At 52.5% G+C, this 22,526-nt stretch carries 17 protein-coding genes; 11 read left to right on the top strand and 6 right to left on the bottom strand.

Going from position 1 to position 22,526, the window contains the following annotated elements:
* Positions 1–2: 2 nt before the first annotated feature.
* Positions 3–1,202, bottom strand: coding sequence for an ROK family transcriptional regulator (locus ACR0AY_RS14210; RefSeq protein WP_170402926.1), 1,200 nt, complete (start codon positions 1,200–1,202; stop codon positions 3–5).
* Positions 1,203–1,388: 186 nt separating this feature from the next.
* On the opposite strand from ACR0AY_RS14210, the gene ACR0AY_RS14205 reads away from it, so the two are divergent.
* The 5 genes from ACR0AY_RS14205 (at position 1,389) to ACR0AY_RS14185 (ending at position 6,097) form a co-directional block, all read left to right on the top strand.
* On the top strand, positions 1,389–2,408 hold the full coding sequence (locus ACR0AY_RS14205; protein WP_170392952.1) for a sugar ABC transporter substrate-binding protein: 1,020 nt from the start codon (positions 1,389–1,391) through the stop codon (positions 2,406–2,408).
* Positions 2,409–2,525: 117 nt separating this feature from the next.
* Positions 2,526–3,596 carry an ABC transporter permease gene (locus ACR0AY_RS14200; RefSeq protein WP_170392953.1) on the top strand — a complete coding sequence of 357 codons (1,071 nt, stop codon included), beginning with the start codon at positions 2,526–2,528 and terminating at the stop codon, positions 3,594–3,596.
* On the top strand, positions 3,596–4,378 hold the full coding sequence (locus tag ACR0AY_RS14195) for an ATP-binding cassette domain-containing protein (protein WP_170402609.1): 783 nt from the start codon (positions 3,596–3,598) through the stop codon (positions 4,376–4,378). Before ACR0AY_RS14200 ends, ACR0AY_RS14195 begins: the two co-directional genes overlap by 1 nt.
* Complete coding sequence (locus tag ACR0AY_RS14190; protein ID WP_480454314.1) at positions 4,375–5,046, top strand: nucleoside/nucleotide kinase family protein; 672 nt, start codon at positions 4,375–4,377, stop codon at positions 5,044–5,046. The genes ACR0AY_RS14195 and ACR0AY_RS14190 overlap by 4 nt, the downstream gene beginning before the upstream one ends.
* A gap of 721 nt (positions 5,047–5,767) precedes the next feature.
* A complete protein-coding gene (locus ACR0AY_RS14185; RefSeq protein ID WP_170513163.1) occupies positions 5,768–6,097 on the top strand; it encodes a hypothetical protein in 330 nt (109 codons plus the stop codon).
* A 217-nt stretch (positions 6,098–6,314) separates the two neighbouring features.
* On the opposite strand, the gene ACR0AY_RS14180 is transcribed toward ACR0AY_RS14185, so the two are convergent.
* The gene (locus ACR0AY_RS14180) at positions 6,315–8,963 is read right to left on the bottom strand and encodes an AsmA family protein (RefSeq protein ID WP_170513161.1); all 2,649 of its coding nucleotides are present in this window, start codon (positions 8,961–8,963) and stop codon (positions 6,315–6,317) included.
* A gap of 423 nt (positions 8,964–9,386) precedes the next feature.
* Here ACR0AY_RS14180 and ACR0AY_RS14175 point away from each other — a divergent pair, with 423 nt between their 5' ends.
* The 5 genes from ACR0AY_RS14175 to ACR0AY_RS14155 all read left to right on the top strand — a co-directional run bounded on the left by ACR0AY_RS14175 (position 9,387) and on the right by ACR0AY_RS14155 (position 15,342).
* On the top strand, positions 9,387–9,656 hold the full coding sequence (locus tag ACR0AY_RS14175; protein WP_480439390.1) for a potassium channel family protein: 270 nt from the start codon (positions 9,387–9,389) through the stop codon (positions 9,654–9,656).
* 180 nt (positions 9,657–9,836) lie between these two features.
* Positions 9,837–10,916 carry an AI-2E family transporter gene (locus tag ACR0AY_RS14170; RefSeq protein WP_170465183.1) on the top strand — a complete coding sequence of 360 codons (1,080 nt, stop codon included), beginning with the start codon at positions 9,837–9,839 and terminating at the stop codon, positions 10,914–10,916.
* A 104-nt stretch (positions 10,917–11,020) separates the two neighbouring features.
* Positions 11,021–11,977, top strand: a complete 957-nt coding sequence (locus ACR0AY_RS14165) for an HlyD family secretion protein (protein WP_170513155.1) — start codon at positions 11,021–11,023, stop codon at positions 11,975–11,977.
* Complete coding sequence (locus ACR0AY_RS14160) at positions 11,967–12,977, top strand: DUF2955 domain-containing protein (RefSeq protein ID WP_170513152.1); 1,011 nt, start codon at positions 11,967–11,969, stop codon at positions 12,975–12,977. Before ACR0AY_RS14165 ends, ACR0AY_RS14160 begins: the two co-directional genes overlap by 11 nt.
* Positions 12,978–13,530: 553 nt before the next feature.
* On the top strand, positions 13,531–15,342 hold the full coding sequence (locus tag ACR0AY_RS14155; protein WP_170513148.1) for a BCCT family transporter: 1,812 nt from the start codon (positions 13,531–13,533) through the stop codon (positions 15,340–15,342).
* 17 nt (positions 15,343–15,359) lie between these two features.
* On the opposite strand, the gene ACR0AY_RS14150 is transcribed toward ACR0AY_RS14155, so the two are convergent.
* Positions 15,360–15,962 carry a TetR family transcriptional regulator C-terminal domain-containing protein gene (locus ACR0AY_RS14150; protein WP_480454312.1) on the bottom strand — a complete coding sequence of 201 codons (603 nt, stop codon included), beginning with the start codon at positions 15,960–15,962 and terminating at the stop codon, positions 15,360–15,362.
* Positions 15,963–16,152: 190 nt separating this feature from the next.
* On the opposite strand from ACR0AY_RS14150, the gene ACR0AY_RS14145 reads away from it, so the two are divergent.
* Positions 16,153–17,547 (top strand): aminotransferase, encoded by a 1,395-nt coding sequence (locus ACR0AY_RS14145; RefSeq protein ID WP_170513146.1) that lies wholly within the window; start codon positions 16,153–16,155, stop codon positions 17,545–17,547.
* Between the two features lie 36 nt (positions 17,548–17,583).
* Here ACR0AY_RS14145 and ACR0AY_RS14140 read toward each other — a convergent pair whose 3' ends face one another.
* Genes ACR0AY_RS14140 through ACR0AY_RS14130 form a run of 3 tightly spaced genes read right to left on the bottom strand, consistent with a single transcriptional unit; the run spans position 17,584 to position 22,452 of the window.
* Positions 17,584–19,152 carry a trimethylamine methyltransferase family protein gene (locus ACR0AY_RS14140; RefSeq protein WP_170513144.1) on the bottom strand — a complete coding sequence of 523 codons (1,569 nt, stop codon included), beginning with the start codon at positions 19,150–19,152 and terminating at the stop codon, positions 17,584–17,586.
* 25 nt (positions 19,153–19,177) lie between these two features.
* Positions 19,178–20,377, bottom strand: coding sequence for an aromatic ring-hydroxylating dioxygenase subunit alpha (locus ACR0AY_RS14135; RefSeq protein WP_170513141.1), 1,200 nt, complete (start codon positions 20,375–20,377; stop codon positions 19,178–19,180).
* 8 nt (positions 20,378–20,385) lie between these two features.
* Complete coding sequence (locus ACR0AY_RS14130; RefSeq protein ID WP_170513138.1) at positions 20,386–22,452, bottom strand: oxidoreductase; 2,067 nt, start codon at positions 22,450–22,452, stop codon at positions 20,386–20,388.
* Positions 22,453–22,526: the final 74 nt, after the last annotated feature.

Here is a 22,526-nt window from a genome sequence, read left to right as displayed (position 1 = left end):
GACTACATCCCAGAAAGCCCAGCATTAGTGTTCAATAGAAACTGGCGGAAAATCGGGCTGCTTGCCGCCCCAATCCCGCGGGCGTTTTCTCCGACAGCCGCAGCTTCTACAACCGGAGGAATCAAACCGCGTTTATCTTGGTTGACTAGGTAACGACGAACCCGTGAGACCAACTCCTCCCGTATTTCAGATGGGAATGCGCCGTCGATAAAAATTGCCTCAAAGTCGATGACTGCGCAAATAGACAGCGCAGCTTTGGCCAGTTCCTGCGCGGTGGTACCGATCCATGGTTCGACATAGCGAGAAATGCTGCTCCAGTCCTGCGGCTTTTTCCACAAAATTCCCGGATCAACACCCGCTTCTATCAACCTGTCCTCGAGCAGGAACAGCGATGCAGTGTCAATCAGTTGCTGGCTTTCACCCAAAGGACCCGTCGTTCGCATGGCACCCAAGGCACCGGCATTGCCTTGGTTGCCCTCAAATACGGTGCCATTCAATGCAACGCCTCCGCCAATCATTGAGCCTATGAAGAAATAAAAATAGTCTCGATACTCAGCCCCGCGGCCATAGAGGTGCTCCGCGTGACACGCGGCAGTAGCATCATTGACCACAAAGACCGGCAGTTCGCTGAACTTGGCCACCTCGGAAAAGAAGTTCACGTTTCTCCAGGACCTGAATTTCTGAGCCGCAAGCCCAGAAAGGTCGTGCCACTTCCACAGCTCGAACGGTGTTCCGATTCCAATCCCGCATACACGGTCCCGAAGTTTCTGGGGTTCATTGGCCAGAAGCTCTTCCAATCCTACCTCCAGAAACCCGAACACTGCTTCGGGTAGCGGGTAGTCATAAGTCGTCGAGAGCTGTTGGCGTGGCTTACCGGTGAAGTCGATCAAAAGAAGATCGGCGCTGCGGCGACCGATCTTCATTCCCACCGACAGAATGCCTTCGGGATTGAGCTCCATGGGGATCGAAGGTTTCCCAACTTTGCCCTTCAACGGCGTCCCACGTTTGAGAATCTCGTCCTTTTCGAGCTTACGCAGAATGATCGACACGGTCTGGGGTGACAGGCCCGTCAGCCGCGCGACGTCCGCCCCGGCAGCAGGTCCATGCCGTTGTAAAACCGTCAGAATGAGGCGTTCGTTATGATCACGAACACCGCTTTGGCTTACCCCGCCGGTTAGTATTTTCAACGCCTCTCTTTCCATAACCTTAAACATAAACACCTTGTTTTCTTATGAAAAGATACGTGGGCAAATTAATAAATAAACTTTATTTATTTATTGACACAGAGGCTAGAATCACGGTTTCTTGAACGGGACCTTCATTGGAGGATGGAGGCCCGCCTTGTCGCTATTCCGCGCGGGGCCACAACAATTTTCTGGGAGGACAACATGAGAAATCTACTCAAGCTCGCCGCATCCGCGACTGCGCTGACTTTGGCCGCTGCATCCGCGCAAGCGGCTGGTGAAACCGTCTGCCTGATTACCAAGACCGACACCAACCCCTTTTTCGTTAAGATGAAGGAAGGCGCAACCGCCAAGGCAGAAGAGCTGGGCATGACGCTCAAGGCGTTTGCCGGCAAGGTTGATGGCGACCATGAAACTCAGGTTCAGGCCATTGAAACCTGCATTCTCGATGGCGCAAAAGGCATTCTGCTGACAGCATCCGACACCAGCTCAATCGTTCCTGCGGTTAAACAGGCGCGAGATGCAGGCGTTCTGGTCATTGCGCTGGATACGCCGCTGAGCCCGATTGACTCGGCGGACGCGACATTCGCGACGGACAACTACAAGGCCGGTCTGCTGATCGGTCAATGGGCTAAGGCCAAAATGGGCGACGCCGCAGCCGATGCCAAGATCGCGACGCTGGATCTGAACGTCAGTCAGCCGACAGTGGACGTTCTGCGCAATCAGGGTTTCCTCGACGGGTTCGGCGTGGACTTGGCGGACCCAAATGTCATCGGTGACGAAACCGATGCGCGGCTGGTTGGCAGTGACGTGACCGACGGTAATGAAGAAGGCGGGCGCCGCGCGATGGAAAATCTTCTGGCTAAGGATTCATCCATCAACGTTGTTCACACGATCAACGAACCAGCTGCTGCGGGCGCCTATGAGGCGCTGAAATCCATCGGGCGTGAAAACGACGTACTGATCGTTTCGGTTGACGGGGGGTGCCCCGGCGTCCAAAACGTCGAAGCCGGTGTGATCGGGGCGACAAGCCAACAATACCCGCTGTTGATGGCCTCGCTTGGGGTTGAGGCCGTGAAAAAATGGGCCGAAGAGGGCGTGAAGCCCGAAAACACACCCGGCAAAGACTTCTATGACACGGGTGTGGCACTCATCACCGACCAGCCGGTTGATGGGGTCGAGTCGCTGTCTGTCGCAGAAGGCCTGGATCTCTGCTGGGGCTAAAGGCAGCCCTACAAGGTGAGGCGCGCCGCAGCGCCTCATCAATCCTTTCACCAGCAAACCTAAACTTCCTGTAAACTGATTTCGTGGGCGCGATGCCAGCCACGAAAAGGGGGAGAGATGTCTGAAGCAAACCAAAACGCCCAGGAATTCGAAACCGCCGCCAACGCGTCAGAAACCGTAGCGGAATTTGAAGATCACCGTCGTGGTGTTCTGGGGAAGTTGCAGCATCTTCTCCATGTCAACCCTTCCTTTGTGCCGTTGATCGTTCTGGTCGGCGCCATCGTAATTTTCGGTCTGCTGCTAGGGTCCAAGTTCTTCTCCCCCTTTGCGATGACGCTGATCTTGCAGCAGGTTCAGATCGTGGGCATCGTGGCCGCAGCGCAAAGCCTTGTCATTCTGACCGCCGGCATCGACTTGAGCGTCGGTGCGATCATGGTGTTTTCATCCGTCATCATGGGTCAGTTCACCTTCCGGTACGGTATCCCCGTGCCCATTGCTGTGATGTGCGGGCTGGCAATGGGTACGCTGATCGGGGCTCTCAATGGCTGGCTGGTCAGTCGCGTAAAGCTGCCACCCTTTATTGTCACGCTCGGCATGTGGCAGATCGTTCTGGCGACAAACTTCCTGTATTCCGCAAACGAAACAATTCGCAGCCAGGATATCGAAGCCAACGCCCCGTTCCTGCAATTCTTTGGTACCAAATTCAGCATCGGTGGCGCGACCTTCACGGTTGGCGTGATATTCATGCTCGTTCTGATTTTCGTTTTGGCTTACGCGCTCAAACACACGGCCTGGGGCCGGCATGTCTATGCAGTGGGGGATGACCCTGAGGCGGCTGAACTATCCGGTGTGAACGTGCACAGAACGCTGATGTCCGTTTATATGTTATCCGGTTTGATCTGTGCCTTTGCGGGCTGGGCTTTGATCGGACGCATCGGGTCGGTTTCACCTACATCCGGTCAATTGGCCAATATCGAAAGCATCACCGCGGTTGTGATTGGGGGCATCTCTTTGTTCGGCGGGCGGGGATCCATCCTGGGATCGCTGTTTGGCGCGCTGATTGTTGGCGTGTTCACTTTGGGGCTTAGGCTTCTGGGCGCAGACGCACAATGGACCTTCTTACTTATCGGACTTCTCATTATCGCTGCGGTTGCCGTCGACCAGTGGATTAGAAAGGTATCGGGCTAATGTCAGACTCAACTCCAGTCGTCCAAGGCCGCGGGATCGTAAAGCGTTATGGCCACGTTACCGCCATCGACCATTCCGACTTTGAACTGCGCCAGGGGGAAATCCTGGCAGTGATCGGAGATAACGGCGCGGGCAAATCATCCATCGTGAAGGCGATCTGCGGCGCCACAATCCCGGATGAAGGCGAGATTCTGATCGAGGGCAAAAAGGTTAACTTCACCTCTCCGATCGATGCGCGGAATATGGGGATTGAGATTGTCTATCAGCAGCTCGCCATGTCTCCTGCCCTTTCGATTGCGGACAACATGTTCATGGGGCGCGAAATCCGCAAGCAGGGGTTCATGGGCAAATACATGCGTAAGCTTGACCGTCCAGCGATGGAGAAGTTTGCCCGAGAAAAACTGACCGAGCTTGGGCTGATGACTGTACAGTCGATCAATCAGGCGGTTGAGACTCTTTCTGGTGGCCAACGCCAAGGTGTTGCCGTTGCTCGTGCCGCTGCCTTTGCAACCAAGTTTATCATCATGGATGAACCGACCGCTGCTTTGGGGGTTAAGGAAAGCCGCAAGGTGCTTGAGCTGATCCAGGACGTGCGGGCGCGTGGCATTCCGATCATCCTGATCAGCCACAACATGCCTCATGTTTTTGAGGTTGCCGACCGCATTCATGTGCATCGGTTGGGCAAAAGGCTCTGCACAATTGATCCCAAGGATTACACGATGTCCGATGCAGTCGCCTTCATGACCGGTGCCAAGGAACCCCCAAAAGAGGACGCAGCGTGATCGAGCAGGACGTAAAGCGCGTTTGCGACCTGATCTCCTCCCGGCGGCAAGTTGGAGTCCGGACGATTATCGCAATCGCCGGCCCCCCTGCATCCGGAAAGTCGACCTTAGCGGAAGGCGTTGTGCAATCGCTGAACACACAACAGAGCTCGGCGGTTCCGTCAGCCACACTTGTACCAATGGATGGTTACCATTTGGACAACTGCGTGCTGGAAACGCGTGGATTGCTGGCGAGAAAAGGCGCGCCAGAGACTTTCGACGGGGTCGGGTTTTGCGCTGCAATCAGAGAGCTTCAAGTTACGCGCCACGAGTGCTTTCATCCCAAATTCGATCGCACAATGGACCTAGCTATTGCCAACGCCATTGCGGTTCACCCGGCAACTCCGGTCGTCGTCGTTGAGGGTAACTATCTTCTGATGGACAGCGACCCATGGAGAAACCTGACGGATGTTTATGCCGCGACGGTTTTTATCAGCCCAACTTTGGAAGAGCTTGAAAACAGGCTGCAACACCGCTGGATCAGCCATGGCTTTGACCCGGTCACGGCATTGAAACGTGCAAAAGCGAACGATCTGCCAAATGCAGAACTCGTCATCAGCACTAGTCGAAATGCCGACCTAAGATTAAACCAGAACTGCACCGAATTCGGGACGCGCCACGCGTTCTGAATTTACGCCCTGGACCCCGCCATCCGTCGATGCAGCGCCTCTAAGCGAATTCACGTGCAACCAATATTAGCTCACACACGATGAGGAAAACCATGAAATTTTCGTGGATACTGCAGAAGTAAGCAACATCAAAGATCTGTTAGACTTGGGGCTGATTGACGGCGTCACCACCTGCTGTTGGAAAGCAGGCCGGAGCGCACGGTCGTAATCCCGGCGCATGATAAAACGAATTGATACCTACGCCTGGGCTCTGATTCGGGGTTTTGAATTCGTCATTGTGGATGACGGCAGTACAGATGGAACATTTGCCGATGCGATGGTATTTGCACTTGACCACCCAATGCCTTAATCACCAGGTCTGTTGTGGCCACCAAGCAGACCTTCGTTTCGAGTGCGGCACCTATCATCACCAATGGCAGCAACGCGCGGTTCGGAACCTGCTGCACGAGCAAAACTGTTGGTGCTGGCGAGAGCCCGCTCAGAGCTCAGATAAACGATTGGGATGCCCGCGGAGCGCAACTGGTTAGAGCCTAACGTAAGCTGCTAGTCGCCAAATTTCATCGCGACAGGGGTGCCCATCGAAAGCTTCGCAAAGGGCTTTGCGAACCATTTCTTGAGCAACCTCCAATTCGAAGCATGAGAAACTATGCTTCTTGCATCCGTACCATCCTGTTAATTGACCTCCCAATTGTGTTGGGGAGATTTCTAAAATTTATTCTAAATGAAAATGATAGAAAGTAGCGGTAGCGTTATTCTCGCTTTGTTTCTTACCCACTTGAAGCAAACAGCCATGGATCTCCCGATCCTTAAGCGTGGTACAGAAGCGGATGTTGGGGTGGCGTCGGTTTGCCTCGCCCGCATCCGCGTTCGCCACGTGGTAGATCAGCAGGATCAGGCGCCCTCGGCGACTGAACTGCAAATTAGCCCAGATTTTCCCATAAGGAACTCAGGATCGATGAAATCGGGCGAGGTGATGGATGATGGAAGTGAGGCGAAAATGGTAAGTTTATGTCGCTGGTGGCAGAGCTATGTGTCGCTCACGCTTAACTAAGCTATTGATTTTACTTTAGCTGCCATTTCAATAGTGCACACGTTTTTCCATTTGCGTCTCAAAGTCCTTACATCATGTCGGCTGAACTCTAAGAGAGTTTCCATTCAACTAAAGTGTGGAATACATCGAGAGAAAACCCAAAGCAAAGATCGCATCCTGAAAGCGATGTCATTCTTTTTGAACTTTATTTGTGTTCTTTTGTCGACTGCCTTCGCCACTACTGCAGTTGTAAAATATCCGGAACGCAAAGTTTTCTTTTTGCCGGCATTTTGTCCGCACCATCCGATCGTTTCAGTCGCTTGGGACCGTCTTTTACCTTGATCTTCGGCTTTGCTAATGGGCCCTTCAAGGTCACGGGCCAGGGACTCTTCGAAAGCGGTTCGCCAATCTTGCGGGGCTGCAGATTTAGGTCCAAAACCTTCCCCGCCACATTAACACCGCCAAAGACGACGACTTGGACATGATCTGTTTCCAATGTGGTTTGTTTCGTCGAAATACTTCCATTGGAAATACTAATCGGTGCACGCAAACATACGATCGGAGCAACCTTTTGTTTCTCTTTGGTAAACACCCAAGGTAGTATCCCTAGCCCTGCCAGATCCAAAAGCTGGGTCTCGATCGAGCCGTCACGCATTGAGACCGTGGCATTGCCGTGCATGCTGTTGGCAAAATGCTTAGGTGAATCGGTTCCGCCGGTCACCGAAAAATCTGCATAGATGGTACCGCTTGCGCCCTTTTTGAAGTTCAGGTTGTGAAGAATTTCATCAAGCTGCCAGCCGCCTGCTGTGCCGGTCAGCGTGAGCAGATGCGCGTCGTTCGATAGATCCATTTGTCCGCTGACATCGAAATGAGCACCTCCGTATTCAAAATTCAAAGGTCCGGCCTTGAGTTCATTTTCGTTGAGCGTCAGTTCACTCTGCAAACTGCTTATGCCTTTGGCACCCTCTATGTGCCGAAGGTCAACGTCGACATCCATATCCACACCGGACAAGAGAATTGAACGCCCAATAGGTTTAAGCGTTACATCTGTTAGAGGACTAGTGTCGCCGGATTCTTCAATGAAGTCTTCCTCGTCGGGGTCTAGACCGCCTATTTTCCTCAATTGTGCAGCGGCCTGAACGATGGTTCGGATCTGATCTATCTTTATCAAGTCACTCTCTATGGAACCCTGCAGTACAGGATCACTCGTTGCATCATCAAGATCGGCCACAATTTGCAGGACAGAGTCTGCAACCTTGACTTTGGCATTCGCATCCCAATCGGTTCCTTCGCTGGCAAGGCCAATTTCAAAGTTAGCCTGTCCAGTTTCCACCCGTTCAAGCGATAGGGCTTCTAATAGGTCCGCTCCGGAGGGGACTTCTACTTGAATTGCCAAATCCAGGTTCTCGAATTTGAGCACATTTTTTACAGAGCCATGCACCTCAAGGTTCCAAAGTTCCGTTTCGCTTGTCTGGCCATCCAAATTTGTCAGCGAAAGCTGATTGATGTCGCCGTTCAAATGAAAGTTACCAGAAAATCGACCAAGTTGATCATCCGGTCCCAGAAGCTCTGGTGAGATCAAGCTGCTTGCGGGTATATCCATTAACCCATCGGCCAATATGCCTTGTAATTGCAACGCGTCTTCGACCGAACCGTTCAAAATGATAAATGGATCAGCAGGGTTCCCAATTCTCAAATTGATGTTTCCAACACTCAAGGCGCCTTCGGGTGTTCTGGAAAGCTCGGAAAACTTAATCGGGGGCGGCCCTTCACCAGAGGTATCCAATGTGAACCCGTTGGTTTCAATGACCATTTGCCGCTGCGGGACCTGCCCGGGTACGCTATCGATAACCATGTCAACTGCTATTAGTTTTAGATCATACCGCGACGCGGCTGGGGCGGGTTCAGCATCTTCAGGGTACAACCGAATGCGGGTTGTCAGGGATACGTCTTCTGGGTTTCCCAACTCTCCGATTTGTCCCGTCAGCGAAAGGCTTTGCCCACCATCCAATTCAGTCAATACAGCTAGGTCATCAATCCGGGCTACGCCGTCGATTGATTTGAATGTTGCACTAATGCTTCCTGAACCCTCCAGAACGCGGTTGAGCTTCAGGATATCAAGAAGCTGACCAAGTTCGGCAACCTCTATGGTCGTATTCACTTGTAGCCCGTTCTCTTGAGGGACTTCTTCGGCGGCAATCGCAATCTGTTCGAAGTTCACCGCGACCTGAAACGGGTCGTCCGCGGGAATGCTCGCGTTCAGATCAAACTTCTCTTCATTTAGTGAACCAGCCCCAACCGCGGTCACAACGTCGGTTTCTGTATCACGCTTTAAATTCAGCTCAGGAAGCTGCAGATCCAGACCAAGCCCGTTTAGATCGTTCTGGTAAAGAACGGTGACATCGGTCAGGTCAATTTCGTGGTCCGTTAGAATTCCAGCCACAGACAGGTTTGCAGGTTTGGCCGGATCCCCGGCATTAGTGCCCGTTTGGGAAGTGGACTGCCAGTTTCCGACACCGTCTTTGTCCGTGATCAAGTTGAGGTGAACACCCGAGATAGAAAGCTTACTCAGCGACAATTTGCTGTTCCAAAGGTCGCGGGCGGAAATTTTGAACTCAAGTTTGTCGATTGCTGCCAGGTTCGCTTCGGTCTTGATCGCGCCGGGTAGTACCAATCCCGCTGCGGATACCTGCAGTTGCCGACCAAGGCCTAGACGCACTTCATCTTCTATTAACACGTCCTGACCAAGTTTCTTCGAGATTAGGTTTTCAACAAAAGTGGTTCTGAAAGAAGAAAACAACGCAGAGGACAGGAAAAGCCATGCCACAACAACCGCGACGAACGCGACAGCGCAACAAACCTTTACACTTCTTGTGATGAACCGCACGCTTTTCTCCTAAGGTTCTGATTCCTTTCTTGGGCAGACTAGACCATTAAAGCATCATGTTAATGGAATATGTGGCTTCCTATTTTGCTGAACCCTAAATGACCTTGACCATTTAGCCGACTTCTCTTGCGGAATTGGTCGGGCGGCCAAGAAACGGTTAAAGGACTAAATTTAGGATGTGCTGCTGATCCAGTTTCAAAATAGCTGGCTTGAAACGCGTTTAACGTTTCATAAACGAGCACATTGCATTAGCTTTGACGACTGCGCCTGGACGCCCCAATTAAACTAGACGCGGTTAAAATGCTTCAATTTCCCACATCCATCTAATTACTGTTATATGTGAATTCTTCAAACGACGGGGACACAATGAATTCGCTAACTAGAATAACACGTGGGATAGGCGTCGCTTTCAAGGACGGTAGAGTGAAAGGCCTTCTTGCCTTCACAGTCGGAATGATTTTATGGGCCTCGGTCTTCTACCACTTTGTCGAAGGTTGGAGTTGGCTAGACTCGATCTACTTTTCCGTAGTGACAATTTCGACCGTAGGGTTCGGTGACTTCTCACCTGAAACTGCGGCGGGGAAAATCTTCACAATGGTGTATATCATTGTAGGCTTGGGTGTTTTCGTGACTGCGGCGACCACAGTGGCAGATACAATCTTGTCCCAAGACGACGAAAAAACGGACAAATAGATTATCCCAAATTAAGGCAATTTGAGTTCATGCGCAGGTATCAGTGCGACCGCGCATCTGAAGCCGTGCCTCGGATTCACTCGTACCTTCAAACTGATAGATGATCGCCGAAAACTCAAAAAATATACATATTACGTTTTTTGAGTGTATTGTTTGGAAAACAGATAGTGGAGGGATGGAATGGAAAAGACCCAGGACGCGAAGATTGTCGACCTCGCGATACGATTGCTCTTTCTCGGATTATTCCTCTACAGCGCCCTGGTCATGGTGGCTCCGCTTGCAAGTGTGGTTATCTGGGCAACGATACTCTGCGTCGCGCTCTACCCGGCATTTGATTGGCTGCAATCCAAGCTGGGAGGACGTAAGAAGCTTGCCACAACAATTATCGTTCTGTTGGGCCTTGTTCTGACCCTGGGGCCAGTCGCAACTGCGGTGTCTGGTGCTGCAGAACTAGGGTCTGAATTCGCGGAACAAGCAGACAAGGGTGAATTGAAAATCCCCCCTGCGCCCGAGGGCCTCAAGGAATTGCCGTTGGTTGGAAATAAAATCTCCGATGTCTGGGGAATGTTTGAGCGCAATCTTGACGGCGCGCTTGCAAAATACGGCGCGCAAATCCTTGAGATCACCAAATCGCTCTTCGGAAAGGTGTTGGGCATTGGTATCGGGCTTCTTGGCTTAGCTCTGTCCGTATTGATTATGGGGGCATTGTTCAGCCCGGGGCCAAATTTGGTCCAGGGTCTTCAGCGCTTTGCCAACCGTGTCTTTGCACCACGCGGCGGTGAATTCGTGACACTGGCAGGCGCAACGATCCGGAACGTTACAAAAGGCGTGATTGGCGTAGCAGCCATTCAGGCTGTTTTCGTTTGGATACTGCTGGCTTTGTTTGGGATTTCTTCGGCCGCCACACTGGCATTTGTCTGCCTCATACTCTCAATTATCCAAATCGGGCCCGGATTGGTTCTTATACCGGTAATTATCTACGCATGGAGCTCCATGTCTGGCGGAACTGCTTTGATCTTCACCATACTGGCCGTTCCAGTCATGATAATGGACAGTTTCCTAAGACCCGTGTTCATCTCAAAAGGCCTTGAGACTCCCATGTTGGTCATCCTCATCGGTGTTCTCGGAGGTATGATGGCGTACGGTTTGATCGGCGTTTTTATGGGGCCGGTACTCTTTGCTGTCTTCTATGAGCTGTTCAAGGTTTGGATTGATACCTCGCCCGAAGCCGATGACGCTGCTGAAGGTGCGGTGAAATGAGAAAGACAATATGGACAACCCTCGCTGTCATTCTGTTTTTTCTTGTTTGGTACTTGGTCGCTGATCGGAAAACGCCATTTACAGGGAACGCCAGAGTAAAAGCTGTGGCCACCCAAATCGTGCCTCAGGTGACCGGAACGGTAACGGAAGTTTTGGTAGAAAACGGCCAAGTCGTTTCGGCAGGTGATGTTCTGGTTCGAATAGATTCCAGACCCTACGAAATCGAGCGTTCAAAGGCGGAAGCTGATCTTGAAGCGGCAACCCAAGAGGTGGGTGCGTCTTCGGCAGAGGTAAGTGCGGCACAAGCCCAACTCGCAAGGGCGCAGAGCGATCTGGATACGATGCGCATTCAGACGGAACGTGTATTTGCGCTCGAAAAGAAAGGGTTGATTGCCGTCTCAAAGGCCGATGATGCACGAGGACAACTGGCAGAATCTGAGGCAAACTTTGAGAACGCAAAAGCTGATTTGGAAAAAGCGAAGCAAAGGCTTGGTGACGATGGGATTGAAAACCCGAAAATCCAGCGCGCACTGGCGGCCTTGGCGGATGCGGAGTTGAACCTTGAATGGACCGAACTGCGTGCTCCGGCGACAGGTGTCATTTCTAATCTGCTGATTGCCCCCGGAACGTATGCGCGATCCGGTCAGGATCTTTTGACGTTTCTGGATGCAACCGACGTCTGGATAGAGGCGTATTTTACCGAGAACAATCTGGGAAGAGCTTCAATAGGGTCTCCGGTTGATGTGGTGTTGGATATGCATCCAGGTAAGATCGTTCCGGGCGTAATTGAGAGCTTTAGTGCTGCTGTTTCTTTGAGTGGCGGTGATGAGCCGGGGCAATTGGCGAGCCCGCCAAGCACCAAGGGATTTTTGCGGGAGCCTGAAAGGTTTCCGGTCAGGATTGTTTTACCCGGCTATGAAGCTGGAAGTGCCGAAGACGATCTTCGCTTTCAACTGAACGGGCAGGCCGATGTGATCATGTATCTAAGCGACAACTCGTTGCTGAACCTCGTGGGCCGCGCCTACATCCGCGTGGTTTCAATCTTCTCCTATGCGTACTGAGGATCAAAGCTCTGTCACCCGGCTTGCGCTGGGTGTTACCGGTGTCTTTGCATTGGGCCTATTTCTTGGGTGGCCCCTTGCCGTTGTTGGGGCGGTGTTCACTGCCCTTTTCCTTCAAGCACCTGCGGCACTACCTATGGCAGCATTTGGTAAGCTGTTTGTCTTCTCGATTGGATTGATGTTCATTTCATTCCTTTTGTCGTCAATCTTCTCACCTTATCCTCTTGTGTTTCTCATTCTGGTGGCCATTGGAATAATCCTGTCTTTCATTTGGTCAGTTTCCGGTGCCGGAGTATTGCCGGGTGTCATCGCTCTCATGGGGGCGTTGATGATTCCGAATTTGGTGCTGCAATCACAGGATCTGGCTTTGGTGCTTGTGTATTGGATCCCGTTGAACCTGCTGTTTGCTGGCTTCGTATCGACGCTGATGTTCGTGTTGATACCCGCTGCACCTCAAACGGCACCTCAAAAGAAAGCGGCAACATCGCCGGACTTCGACTCACATCGCCGAATAGTCAGGATGTCTCTGGTCACAGTGCCCTTTGCTATGGCGTTCTTTATTTCCGGCGCTTCTGCTTTGTTGGTTCTGTTTTTTGTCGCCCTGCTGAGCCAGCAACTTGCGGCAATGCCTGCTGCAGGCAAAGCAGTTGCAAAAGCAATGCTGACGGCAAATCTACTTGGGGCGGCAGTCTCCATCATATGCTATGAAATAAACGTAATAGCTCCGGTTATTCTAACCCCCATTCTGCTGTGTTTTTTCTTTTGCCTAACACTCGGAGCACTTGGAAAGTCAAAAGTCCCGCTCGCCGCCGCCGCCGGTTCCGCTATTACAACAGCTCTGATTGTATATGGCGGTTCGGTTGCGCCGTTTTCAGACGAAGCTGACGTCAAGAGCATCACTCGCGTATTGCAAGTCGCCAGCGCCGCTTTCTTTGTAATTATCGCATATGTCGTGGTGGATGAATTCTGGCCAGAAAAAGAGCGCCAGGCGAGTCAATGAAGTTAATTGCGACAAAGCTTGGCGCTGAAACCAGCAGAGTTCCCAGTTTGACCGATTTTTTGCAACCATCGCTCGAATTGCAGCCCCGTATAAGGTCCGATCTCCAGCTTTGACTGCCCAGCTTCTTCTGGCTCGTATCAAGCCGGTCTTTACAGCCTGTTCCCATAACTCCAGAGCTTCATCTTCCGATCTAATTCCGGCCCTAATGCGTTTACAACGGCAATCCCAATAGATGAAGTTGACTTGGATGCCAGATGACGGAAGTGGGGTGAAAATGGCAAGGTTCTGTCGCTGATGGCAGAACTATGTGTCGCCTTACAACAAGCGTCGGGTGACACATAGTTTCAACATTGAACGACGGCTAAGCCTTTGACTTTAAGTTATTCAGTTTTTCATAACCGCACAGGTTTTGCCATTTGCGACTCAAAGGTTTCCCTCCCATCTATCGCTCCCGCCGCTACGGTCCTATTCTGGCTGAAAGTAAATTAGTCTTGAAACAATCGGCTGGCTGCGCGGCATGCAAAGCAATCAATTTATGTAAGACCGAGAAAACATGGCGCTTGAAGAACCTTTCACAGACCTGAAAATAAGAACTCAGCGAACCGGCTTTTACAAAGGGTATTGCCTGCCGATTGCGCTGGTAAGCAAACTCTCGGTTTCTCTACTCGTTCTCTGGGCGCTGGTTTGGCCACTATCAGCCAACGATACTCTGCGATCTTGGAAGTCAGGAATGCTGTCCGAGTTCAATACATTCTACAACCTTTCCGTTGGATTATTTGTACTCTTCCTTTTCCTTATCGCGCTCATTCCTTCAACCGGCCGAATGAGGCTGGGTTTAGAAGATGAGAAACCGGAATTTTCTAACTTCTCTTGGTTTTCGATGATGTTTGGGGCGGGTCTGGGCGTGGGCCTAATGGTCTATGCAACCGCTGAACCACTTGGCCTTTGGGAAACCAATCCACTGACTATTTCCGGGGAAGTCACGCCCAAAAGCGAAGACGCGATTGAAGGAGCCTACCGCTATACTTTTTTGCACACCGGATTTCACGCCTGGGCAATATACGTCGTCACCGGCCTTAGCCTTGCCTACTACGCATTTACCAGAGGCATGCCGCTGACAATCCGCACCGCACTGACCCCGTTGCTTGGAGAATATTCAAACGGTGTTGCAGGCCATGTGATCGATATACTCGGAGTCGTTGCGACAATACTCGGCGTAGCGGTAACGATCGGTTATGGCGTTTCTCAATTGGTGGATGGTGCGTTTCTAATTACCGGAGCGAATTGGCTTGTGGAGAAAGAAGTAACCAATATGATCCCGTCAACCGCCGGCCTAATAACGGCGTTGATCGTTGTTATGATTATGTCGACACTCTCTGCCGTCTCTGGCGTCGGGCGTGGTGTCAAATACTTGTCAAATATTAATCTTCTCTTTTCACTGGTATTGCTGGTGGTATTCATTGTTTATGGCTCATTCGCGTTTGCGGCGACGACCTATGCTACAGCGCTGGTTGACTATATCAAAAGTTTTGTCCCTCTGAGCTTCCAAGCTTTTCGACCGATTTCCGAAGTCGAGTTTGCCTCCGTATTGCCTGCAGAGGCAGCGCCCTTTGTCGGCGAGCTCTTCGCCGGTGCAACTGATCCTTGGGGAACAAAAGCAACCTTTCTTGAGGGTTTGAGCAACGAAACAGCCGGTCTTTCTGATGCAACCAAGACTGCAGTTTATAACGCGGGTACAAGCGGAAGGTTGTTTGGATGGCAGGCCGGATGGACTACATTTTATTGGGCATGGTGGATCGCGTTTTCGCCCTTTGTCGGACTTTTCTTAGCGCGTATCTCAAGAGGGCGAACCGTACGCGAGTTCATACTTGGCGCGGTCATTGCCCCGTCCCTCGTATGTTTTGCATGGATGGCCATTCTGGGCGGCGCGGCCATCGATTTGGAACTGAATGGAGATGCCAATGGATCAATCATTGCGGCATCAACGACGGCAACACTATTCGTCACCTTGGGGGAAATGATATCGGGTGACCTGCTCGCGGTAGTGAGTGTCATGTGTGTTCTGTTAACCATGACCTTCCTTGTCACATCCGCCGACTCTGGCATCCTTGTGATGAACACGATCATGTCCGGCGGGTCCGAAGACACCGGCATGCTTCATCGTATCCTCTGGGGCGTTCTTCTAACCCTTGTAATTGGAACTCTGCTGGTCGCGGGCGGCGGTGGATTAGAGGCATTGACCAATTCGATGATCATCGGGGCACTGCCGTTCAGTGCTGTTTTACTGCTCATGTGCGTCTCTTTGGCCAAAGCAATGATCAACGACTTGCGTCGATTTCACCATGAGACACAGACGGATTCGTGATTGACCGAGGTTAGTTCCTAGTCACTTAAGTCACCTGCACCCGCGGATCGACTAGCGCTAAAGTGTTTTGGAAATATCGACTGCAGCACAAACAGGCAGATCTTCAAGGCCTCCGAGGGTTTGAAGATATCCGAGTGCAAATGGTAGTCGGTCCAAAGCCCTTCCAACAAAGCAACCAACGCGTCTGTTGCAAGTTTGACGTCTATGTCCTCGTACTCGCCTTCGTCCTTTATTTGTTCCAACAGCTCCAGGATCACCGCGCGGAAACCTTTGTCTCGCGAGTCGATGAAAGGAAAAACGTTTGGGTTTGAGAGCGCTTCAGCCCGAAAGGAAAACCAGATCGAAACGTCCCGCGCATTGAGGACTAAGGGGTCGAAATCTGCCTTAATGATAGAGATTAGCTTGTCTGCCGGGTCTAACTCTGGATTTATTGCAATGGCCTTCCACTGCCCCGCGTAGCGGACTGACAGTTCCTCAGCCACCGCAAGCAGCAGCTTTTCCTTGGAGCCAAAGTGTAGGTTTATCATCCCTTGCGACAATCCCGACAACTCTTGGATTCTTGCCGCGGTTGTGCCGCGAATTCCGTATTTATAGATGGCGTCTGCAGCCGATTGGATCAACTGACTTCGGTTCTGCAACCTGCTGAGTTCCCGTGCGTTTGCTGGAGTATCGGGCTCGAGAGTAATTTTACTTGTCCTTTTCTGGGGTGCGCTTTCTTGATCTTTTCGCATTTAACAGAGCGGAGGTTCAAGGATTGACATTGAATGAATGCTCGTTCATTTTGTGATATTTATTACATCACGGTGGCCTATGACCCTATCGAACTCCGACTTTCAATCCATACGCAATTGGGACAACGAGAACTTTCTGCACCCGTGGGAGGGCATGGCACATCTGGGCCAAAACGAACGGACCTTTGCCGAAAGCGGTCTTGGCGTTCACGTCGTGACAGAGGACGGAAAGCGCCTGATAGACGGCCCTGCTGGTATGTGGTGCATTCAATTGGGCTATGGAAACACCGAGATTGCCGACGCGATGGCGCAGCAGGCGAAAGAGATGGCGTATTTTTCGCCGTTCAATAATGCCAACTCGGCTCCGGCCCGGTTGGCACATGAAATTGCCCAGAGAACCCCGGGTGACCTGAACCACGTGTTCTTTACAACAGGAGGTTCAACGGCCGTGGATAGCGCTCTGCGGTTTGTGCAATTTCGCAATAACCTGCTGAGAAAACCTGAAAAGAAAATCGTGATATCGCGGCAGAAAGCTTATCACGGATCGACGTATCTGGCGGCCTCGGTGTCCGGAAAAGAGCGTGACAAAGGTTGGCTGGACCAGGCAAGTCAGCTGACGCGCTTCCTGCCGAATGTTAATCCGTATACTCGTCGCTTTGATCAGACGGTTGACGACTTTCTGGACGAAAAAATAGCGGATCTGGAAAACATGATCTTACAGACCGGCGCAGACAAGGTCGCTGCTTTCATCGCTGAACCGATCTTGTGCTCTGGTGGCGTCATTGTGCCTCCACAAGGATATCATCAGCGCTGTCTGGAAATCTGCCAGAAATACGATGTCCTGTATATTTCAGACGAGGTCGTGACCGGATTTGGGAGGCTTGGACACTGGTTTGCTTCTGAAGACGTCTTTGGAATTCAACCCGACATCATCACTTGCGCCAAAGGCATGACGTCCGGGTACGTACCTATGGGGGCGTGCATCATCTCTGATCGGCTGATTGCAGATGTGAGCGGAGACCACGGGCGGAACGCTACATTTTCAAACGGCTTCACCTATTCGGGCCATCCAGTGAGCGCGGCAGCGGGATTGAAAACTATTGAAATCATGGAGCGCGACGGCATTCTGGAACATGTCCGCGCAATCACTCCGCTTTTTGAAGAGCGCCTACAGGCTCTGGCCGACTTGCCACTGGTCGGCGATGCCCGCGGTATGGGGCTAGTTGGATGCGTTGAATGCGTTGCGGACGCCGAAGCTAACAATTTATTGGATCTAGACAAATCGGTTGGCGCTATGATTGATCACCATTGCCAGGAAAACGGGCTGATCCTGCGGCCCATCATAAACATGTGTGTGTTCTCACCTCCGCTGATCATCACAGAGGGCGAGTTGAATGAGATGTTTGACATCCTTAAAAAAGGAATCCGGCTGGCAACCGACGACCTGACACGCCAAGGCGTATTCAGAACATAGGAGCAACCGCGAAGCCTGCCTTACTTGCAGCAGCGCTTACCCAGCGCGCATTGCGTCACGGGGCAATTTGATCGGGAACTTGGACCGAACCTCTTCGTCCGCCTTGCTACCAAAGTAATTCGGGTAGTGATTGGACAGAATGTCATCCACTACGGATCGGCTACGCTCGAACATGTCCTGACGACCCGCTTTCTCCCAAGTATCAGTCAGCTCGCGGTCCATCAGTGTCGGGTAGACATACTCGGTTTCCATGTACTGCAATGTCTGAGTATTACCGAGGAAATGTCCGGGATCGATCGCGCATTCATGAATGACGTCGACTGAAAGCGTGTCATCACTCACCTCAATCCCGCGAAGCGTCCGTGAGATCATGCCCGCAGCTTCGTTGTCGATGACCATCGACTCAAAGCTACAGCCCATCAGGCTGCCGAGCATTCCGCCAAACTCGCAGAGCCGGTTGGCACCGGCATGAGCCGCCAAAGCGAATGTCAGAGCTTTTTCTAGACCATATTGCGCATCGGGGATTTTGGAATCCGTCATACCACATCCGACGCTGGTCGGCAGGTTGTAGAAATTGCCCATTTGGATAGCTGCCGCAGATATCAACGCCTGCTCACCACTGCCGCCTGTAAACGATCCAGTGCGCAGATCGGTAATAAACGGCCATGCTGCAAAGACAACGGGGGTGCCCGGGTTAATCAGGTTGGCAATGGCGACGCAAGATAGAGTCTCGGCGACAGCTTGCGCCAAAGTCCCGGCCAGAGGCGCAGGCGACGTCGCCCCAGCTTGCGGTGGAACAGCCAAATCGCAGACAAGCCCCATCTTCGCTGTATCAATCAGGATCTCCAAATTTTCCCGCCCGAACCGGAGCGGGGACACTATGGGACAACCGCCAAAAATGACCGAGGGTTTCTCGAAGAATTTGCCCTCCCCGCCTGATGCCAGATCGAACAGATGAATCGCGTCCTGAATGTGCTCTCGAGTACGGAACGTCAGGCAAGATGGTTTTTCGCTACCCGCCAGAATGGCGTAGAGCATGCTCATGTCATGCTCGTAGTCCTGCGGCACATCCGTTGCCAGAACCGTATCACCGGTCATGTGAATGTTGTCGAGCCGGTCAACCAATCGGGTAAAGTCGTAAATGTCCTTGAGTGTTGATGGCCGGAAACTGCGAGTCTCCGCGTCGAAAGTTGTCACAGCAGTACCGGAGTTTGCGTAATACACCTTGTCCTTGGTGCAGTGCATGTCGTCCTTACCGGCTCGCGAGCCGCGTGCGTGGACATAGAACTCGCTGGCAGCCTTCGCCAAAAGGTCTTCCATCAACGCGCGAGGGAAGCACAACCTACCATGCTCGTTCACCATCGCCCCTTTGGGCAGCACGAGATCAAGAACTTCCTGCGTTGGATCACCGACACCCGTACGCTCCAGAATGCCAAGAGCGGCTTGATGAATGCGCGACATGTCAGCGTCTGAGAGGGGCTTGTACCGCCCACCCGAAATGCCCGGCCAGATTGCTTGCGAGGCGACGTTGCTGGTTCGCACAGCTGCACGTGCTTCACGCCCACCCCCGCGCCGTCTTGATCTGCGCTTCGTTAACTCTGTCATAGTATTTCTCCGAATTCTGAGCGTGTCAGATCATGCTGAAGTAATTGCGATAAAACCCGGGGATGCTCCACTCCATCTCGGACAACGGCCCTGGGACGAAATGGTGCGAGTTCACGCCTTCCTGATTGTGTCGTATGATCCGCTCGTCATCGAGCGACGTGACATGCCAAAGCCACGTCAGAGTATCCTTGTCATAGTCGCGACCCTCTTCAGCGCCTCCGCCTACGTACCAAACGATCTGAATATCCGTTTCCTGCAGGGCGCGAGGGACGAAGCGATACCCGACCATGTGATCTGCATAGACAAGGAAGTAGTTCAGTGTGCCGATCCCCAGATCAGTTGCTCCGCCATCGTGGGATTTCAGTTCGCCCAAAGGCGGCGCCAGAGGCGCTCCATCCTTGCTGCCGGTCACATAGCCGGGAAACAAAGGGTAGCGCCGCCAATAAACATCTGCGCCTGGCGCGTCCGCATTTTCTCCTGTCAGATCAAGTTCCTCGGTGGGCACTCCGGCTTCTTTCATCCGTTCATTCAATGCCCCGCTAAACTCAAGAACCTGGGCTGGGTCTTTCAGGGAATGGCTACGCGAATAGTCCTGATGGGAAGGCGCGCAGTGATAGCATTCCAAGTAGTTCTCAAGGGCCAGTTTCCAGTTCGCCGGAACCGGGTATGATGCCTCGTGCGCGACTTTCAGGTTTTCAAAATCGAACGGCTTTGAAAGCGGGGCCAGCCTTTCCAGGGCAGCATCCAGCGGCGGAGCATCTTCTGCCGCGCAGACAAAGATCAGACCCTGAAAAGTCTTCACCTGAACAGGGAACAACCCGTACTGGCTAGGGTCAAAGTCCTGTCCCATCGATCGCCCGTTTCGTAGCTTGCCGTTCAGGTCAAAAGTCCATGCATGATAAGGGCATATGAAGTTGCGCACCTTGCCTTGCTGTTCAATGCAAACCCGCGATCCTCTGTGGCGACATACGTTCAAATGCGCTCGCACCTCGCCCTCACGATCCCGAACGACAATGATGGACTCGGGCCCATAGTCGAACAGGAAATAGTCGCCCGGTTCAGCGACCTGACTAACGTGGCCGACCCAGATCCAGTTACGGTTCCAGAACGCGTCCATATCGTTCTCGTATACTGCTTGAGACGTATAGAAGTGTCGAGGCAAGGCGAACCCCTCCTGTTGCGCGTCCATCAAGTCGCGCATTACTTGCAAGTCATCTTTTGGCATTACGCACCTCATGCAGATTCAAGGGAAACGATTTCCCGGCGGAAGAATTCATGGTCGATGTCGTCCGCGTTACGTTCGAAATTTCGGGCAGCCATGTGACCCGAGTATACAGCGTCCGCGATCAAGCCCGGGTTCGCGGCATCTCCGATTAATTCCAACGTACGCAGCGGACTTTCATTCAACCCGCAAAGCTTGTCGTAAAGGGCGGTTTCTCGCATTCGTTGCGTCACCAGAACGACGGAACCGCATTCAATGAAATTCTCTCGCCCCGTGTAGACGCACTGCAATGTCGCCTGACCTGGCGCGACATCGACCAAAGTCTGGGACAGATTTAGGTGAACGTCTTTTTCCAACAGACTGCGTTGCACTTTAGTCTGCTCCAACGTCAATTCGGTAAACGGCGAAACTATTGAGGCCGGCGTCACAAAGAAAACCTCTCGCCCGGCCTGAGCCAAATGATCCGCCAAGACTCCACCGAGATAGGCTTGATCATCATCGTAGACCACAATCGAGCCGTCCTGCGGCATGACCCCGGCCATAACGTCATCCGGAGTGAAAACCTGAGAACCTGAATCGATTGACACACCGTGGAATGCAGATTTTCCGCGCCCGTCTCGTCGCCATTTTGCGCCCGTTGCAACAAAGACGTTCGGAATACCCAGTTCGACGACCTCACTGGCTGACAGACGGCTGTCGGTGAACAGATGAACGTTCCCGCGTTGTTGCAGGTCGTAAATTCTGTGATCTGTCACGCGCTTCCAGGCGGATAGCCCGATCAGGCTAGCTTCCTGCAACACGCGGCCGCCAAGCTCTTGCTTTGCTTCCGCCAGAGTTACCTCGTAGCCCCGACGCGCCAATTGCATTGCGCATTCAAGCCCGGCTGGTCCACTGCCGACAACGAGCGCAGCTTCCTCTTCTACCCGACGCTCAATGATCTCAGGATGCCATTTCCTCCGCCACTCTTCGCCCATAGTCGGGTTTTGGGTGCAGCGTATGGGGACGCCGAGAGAGTCAGATGAAACACAGATGTTACAACCAATGCATTCGCGGATTTCTTCGATGCGACCTTCCTTGATCTTGTTGGGCAGAAACGGATCAGCGATGGATGGTCGCGCCGCGCCGATAAAATCAAGGATACCCTTCCTGACCAGTGACGCCATCAAGTCCGGAGACGTTAGACGCCCGACGCCGACAACAGGCTTAGAGGTCACTTGTTTCACAAATTCGATATATGAGGTTTGAAAGCCGTCGCGGGGCTCGAACCGGGTCGTCGCAGAATCGTTGCTCCAATCCGCCACGTTAACATCCCAAAGGTCTGGAAGCTCGGCCAGCAATTCGACTACAGCACGGCCTTCTTCCTGTGCTTGCATGCCGTCTGGCCCAAGCATTTCATCAACCGCAAACCGCAGGGCAATGGCGCAATTGTCTCCAACCTCCTCCTTGGTTTCTTCCAGAAGCTCGCGGGTCAGTCGCACCCGGTTCTCCAACGAACCTCCATATTCATCCGTCCGATCATTGAACTGTGGCAGCAGAAAATGATGAGGCAATGTCATGTGATGCCCGGCATAGACATACACAATGTCGAATCCGGCTTCGCGCGAGCGACGAGCCGCAGCGCGATGCCACTTGCGGAACTCACGAATATCCGACTTGTCCATGGCTCTGGCCTGTTTCGGGTATGGGGTCTGCAGGACAAGTTCTGATGGGGCCAGCAAGGGCGCACGGGTCAGGTGGTTTTGGGCATGGTGACCGTTATGCGCCAATTGGATTGCCGCAAGCGAGCCCTTCTCATGAATTGAGTCGGTTATTAGACGCAGTGCTGGAATATCCTGATCGTCCCAAATTCGGTTTTCAGAATAAGGAGACAAATCCGAAGTTGGATGAATCTCGGCCTCCTGAGTGGATACAACCGCCCAACCGCCCTCGGCTTTCATCGCCCGCATGGCAGCTTCGGCCTGAGGTCGCAAATGACCCAAACCATTGCAGTGGGGCACTTGGTAGAACCGGTTACGAGCCGTTACTGGCCCGATCTGAACCGGTTCGAAGAAAACAGAATATCCGTCAGCGCCTGACATTACCGCGCTTCCTCCAAGAAAATCGGAATTAGTTTCGTGGGAATGGAAGGTTTCCTACGTCCCCACCATTCCCG

The sequence above is a fragment of the Ruegeria sp. A5 genome, from assembly GCF_056543005.1.
Note: the sequence above shows the minus strand (reverse complement) of the source record. Positions and strands in the feature narration are given on the sequence as shown.

Excerpts from the sequence above, each read along its gene's own strand:
- ACR0AY_RS14195 (WP_170402609.1), top strand. The coding sequence starts at position 3,596 with ATGTCAGACTCAACTCCAGTCGTCCAAGGCCGCGGGATCGTAAAGCGT.
- ACR0AY_RS14210 (WP_170402926.1), bottom strand. The coding sequence starts at position 1,202 with ATGGAAAGAGAGGCGTTGAAAATACTAACCGGCGGGGTAAGCCAAAGC.
- ACR0AY_RS14185 (WP_170513163.1), top strand. The coding sequence starts at position 5,768 with ATGAAAATGATAGAAAGTAGCGGTAGCGTTATTCTCGCTTTGTTTCTT.
- ACR0AY_RS14155 (WP_170513148.1), top strand. The coding sequence starts at position 13,531 with ATGGCGCTTGAAGAACCTTTCACAGACCTGAAAATAAGAACTCAGCGA.
- ACR0AY_RS14205 (WP_170392952.1), top strand. The coding sequence starts at position 1,389 with ATGAGAAATCTACTCAAGCTCGCCGCATCCGCGACTGCGCTGACTTTG.
- ACR0AY_RS14170 (WP_170465183.1), top strand. The coding sequence starts at position 9,837 with ATGGAAAAGACCCAGGACGCGAAGATTGTCGACCTCGCGATACGATTG.
- ACR0AY_RS14135 (WP_170513141.1), bottom strand. The coding sequence starts at position 20,377 with ATGCCAAAAGATGACTTGCAAGTAATGCGCGACTTGATGGACGCGCAA.
- ACR0AY_RS14140 (WP_170513144.1), bottom strand. The coding sequence starts at position 19,152 with ATGACAGAGTTAACGAAGCGCAGATCAAGACGGCGCGGGGGTGGGCGT.
- ACR0AY_RS14200 (WP_170392953.1), top strand. The coding sequence starts at position 2,526 with ATGTCTGAAGCAAACCAAAACGCCCAGGAATTCGAAACCGCCGCCAAC.
- ACR0AY_RS14145 (WP_170513146.1), top strand. The coding sequence starts at position 16,153 with ATGACCCTATCGAACTCCGACTTTCAATCCATACGCAATTGGGACAAC.
- ACR0AY_RS14160 (WP_170513152.1), top strand. The coding sequence starts at position 11,967 with ATGCGTACTGAGGATCAAAGCTCTGTCACCCGGCTTGCGCTGGGTGTT.
- ACR0AY_RS14130 (WP_170513138.1), bottom strand. The coding sequence starts at position 22,452 with ATGTCAGGCGCTGACGGATATTCTGTTTTCTTCGAACCGGTTCAGATC.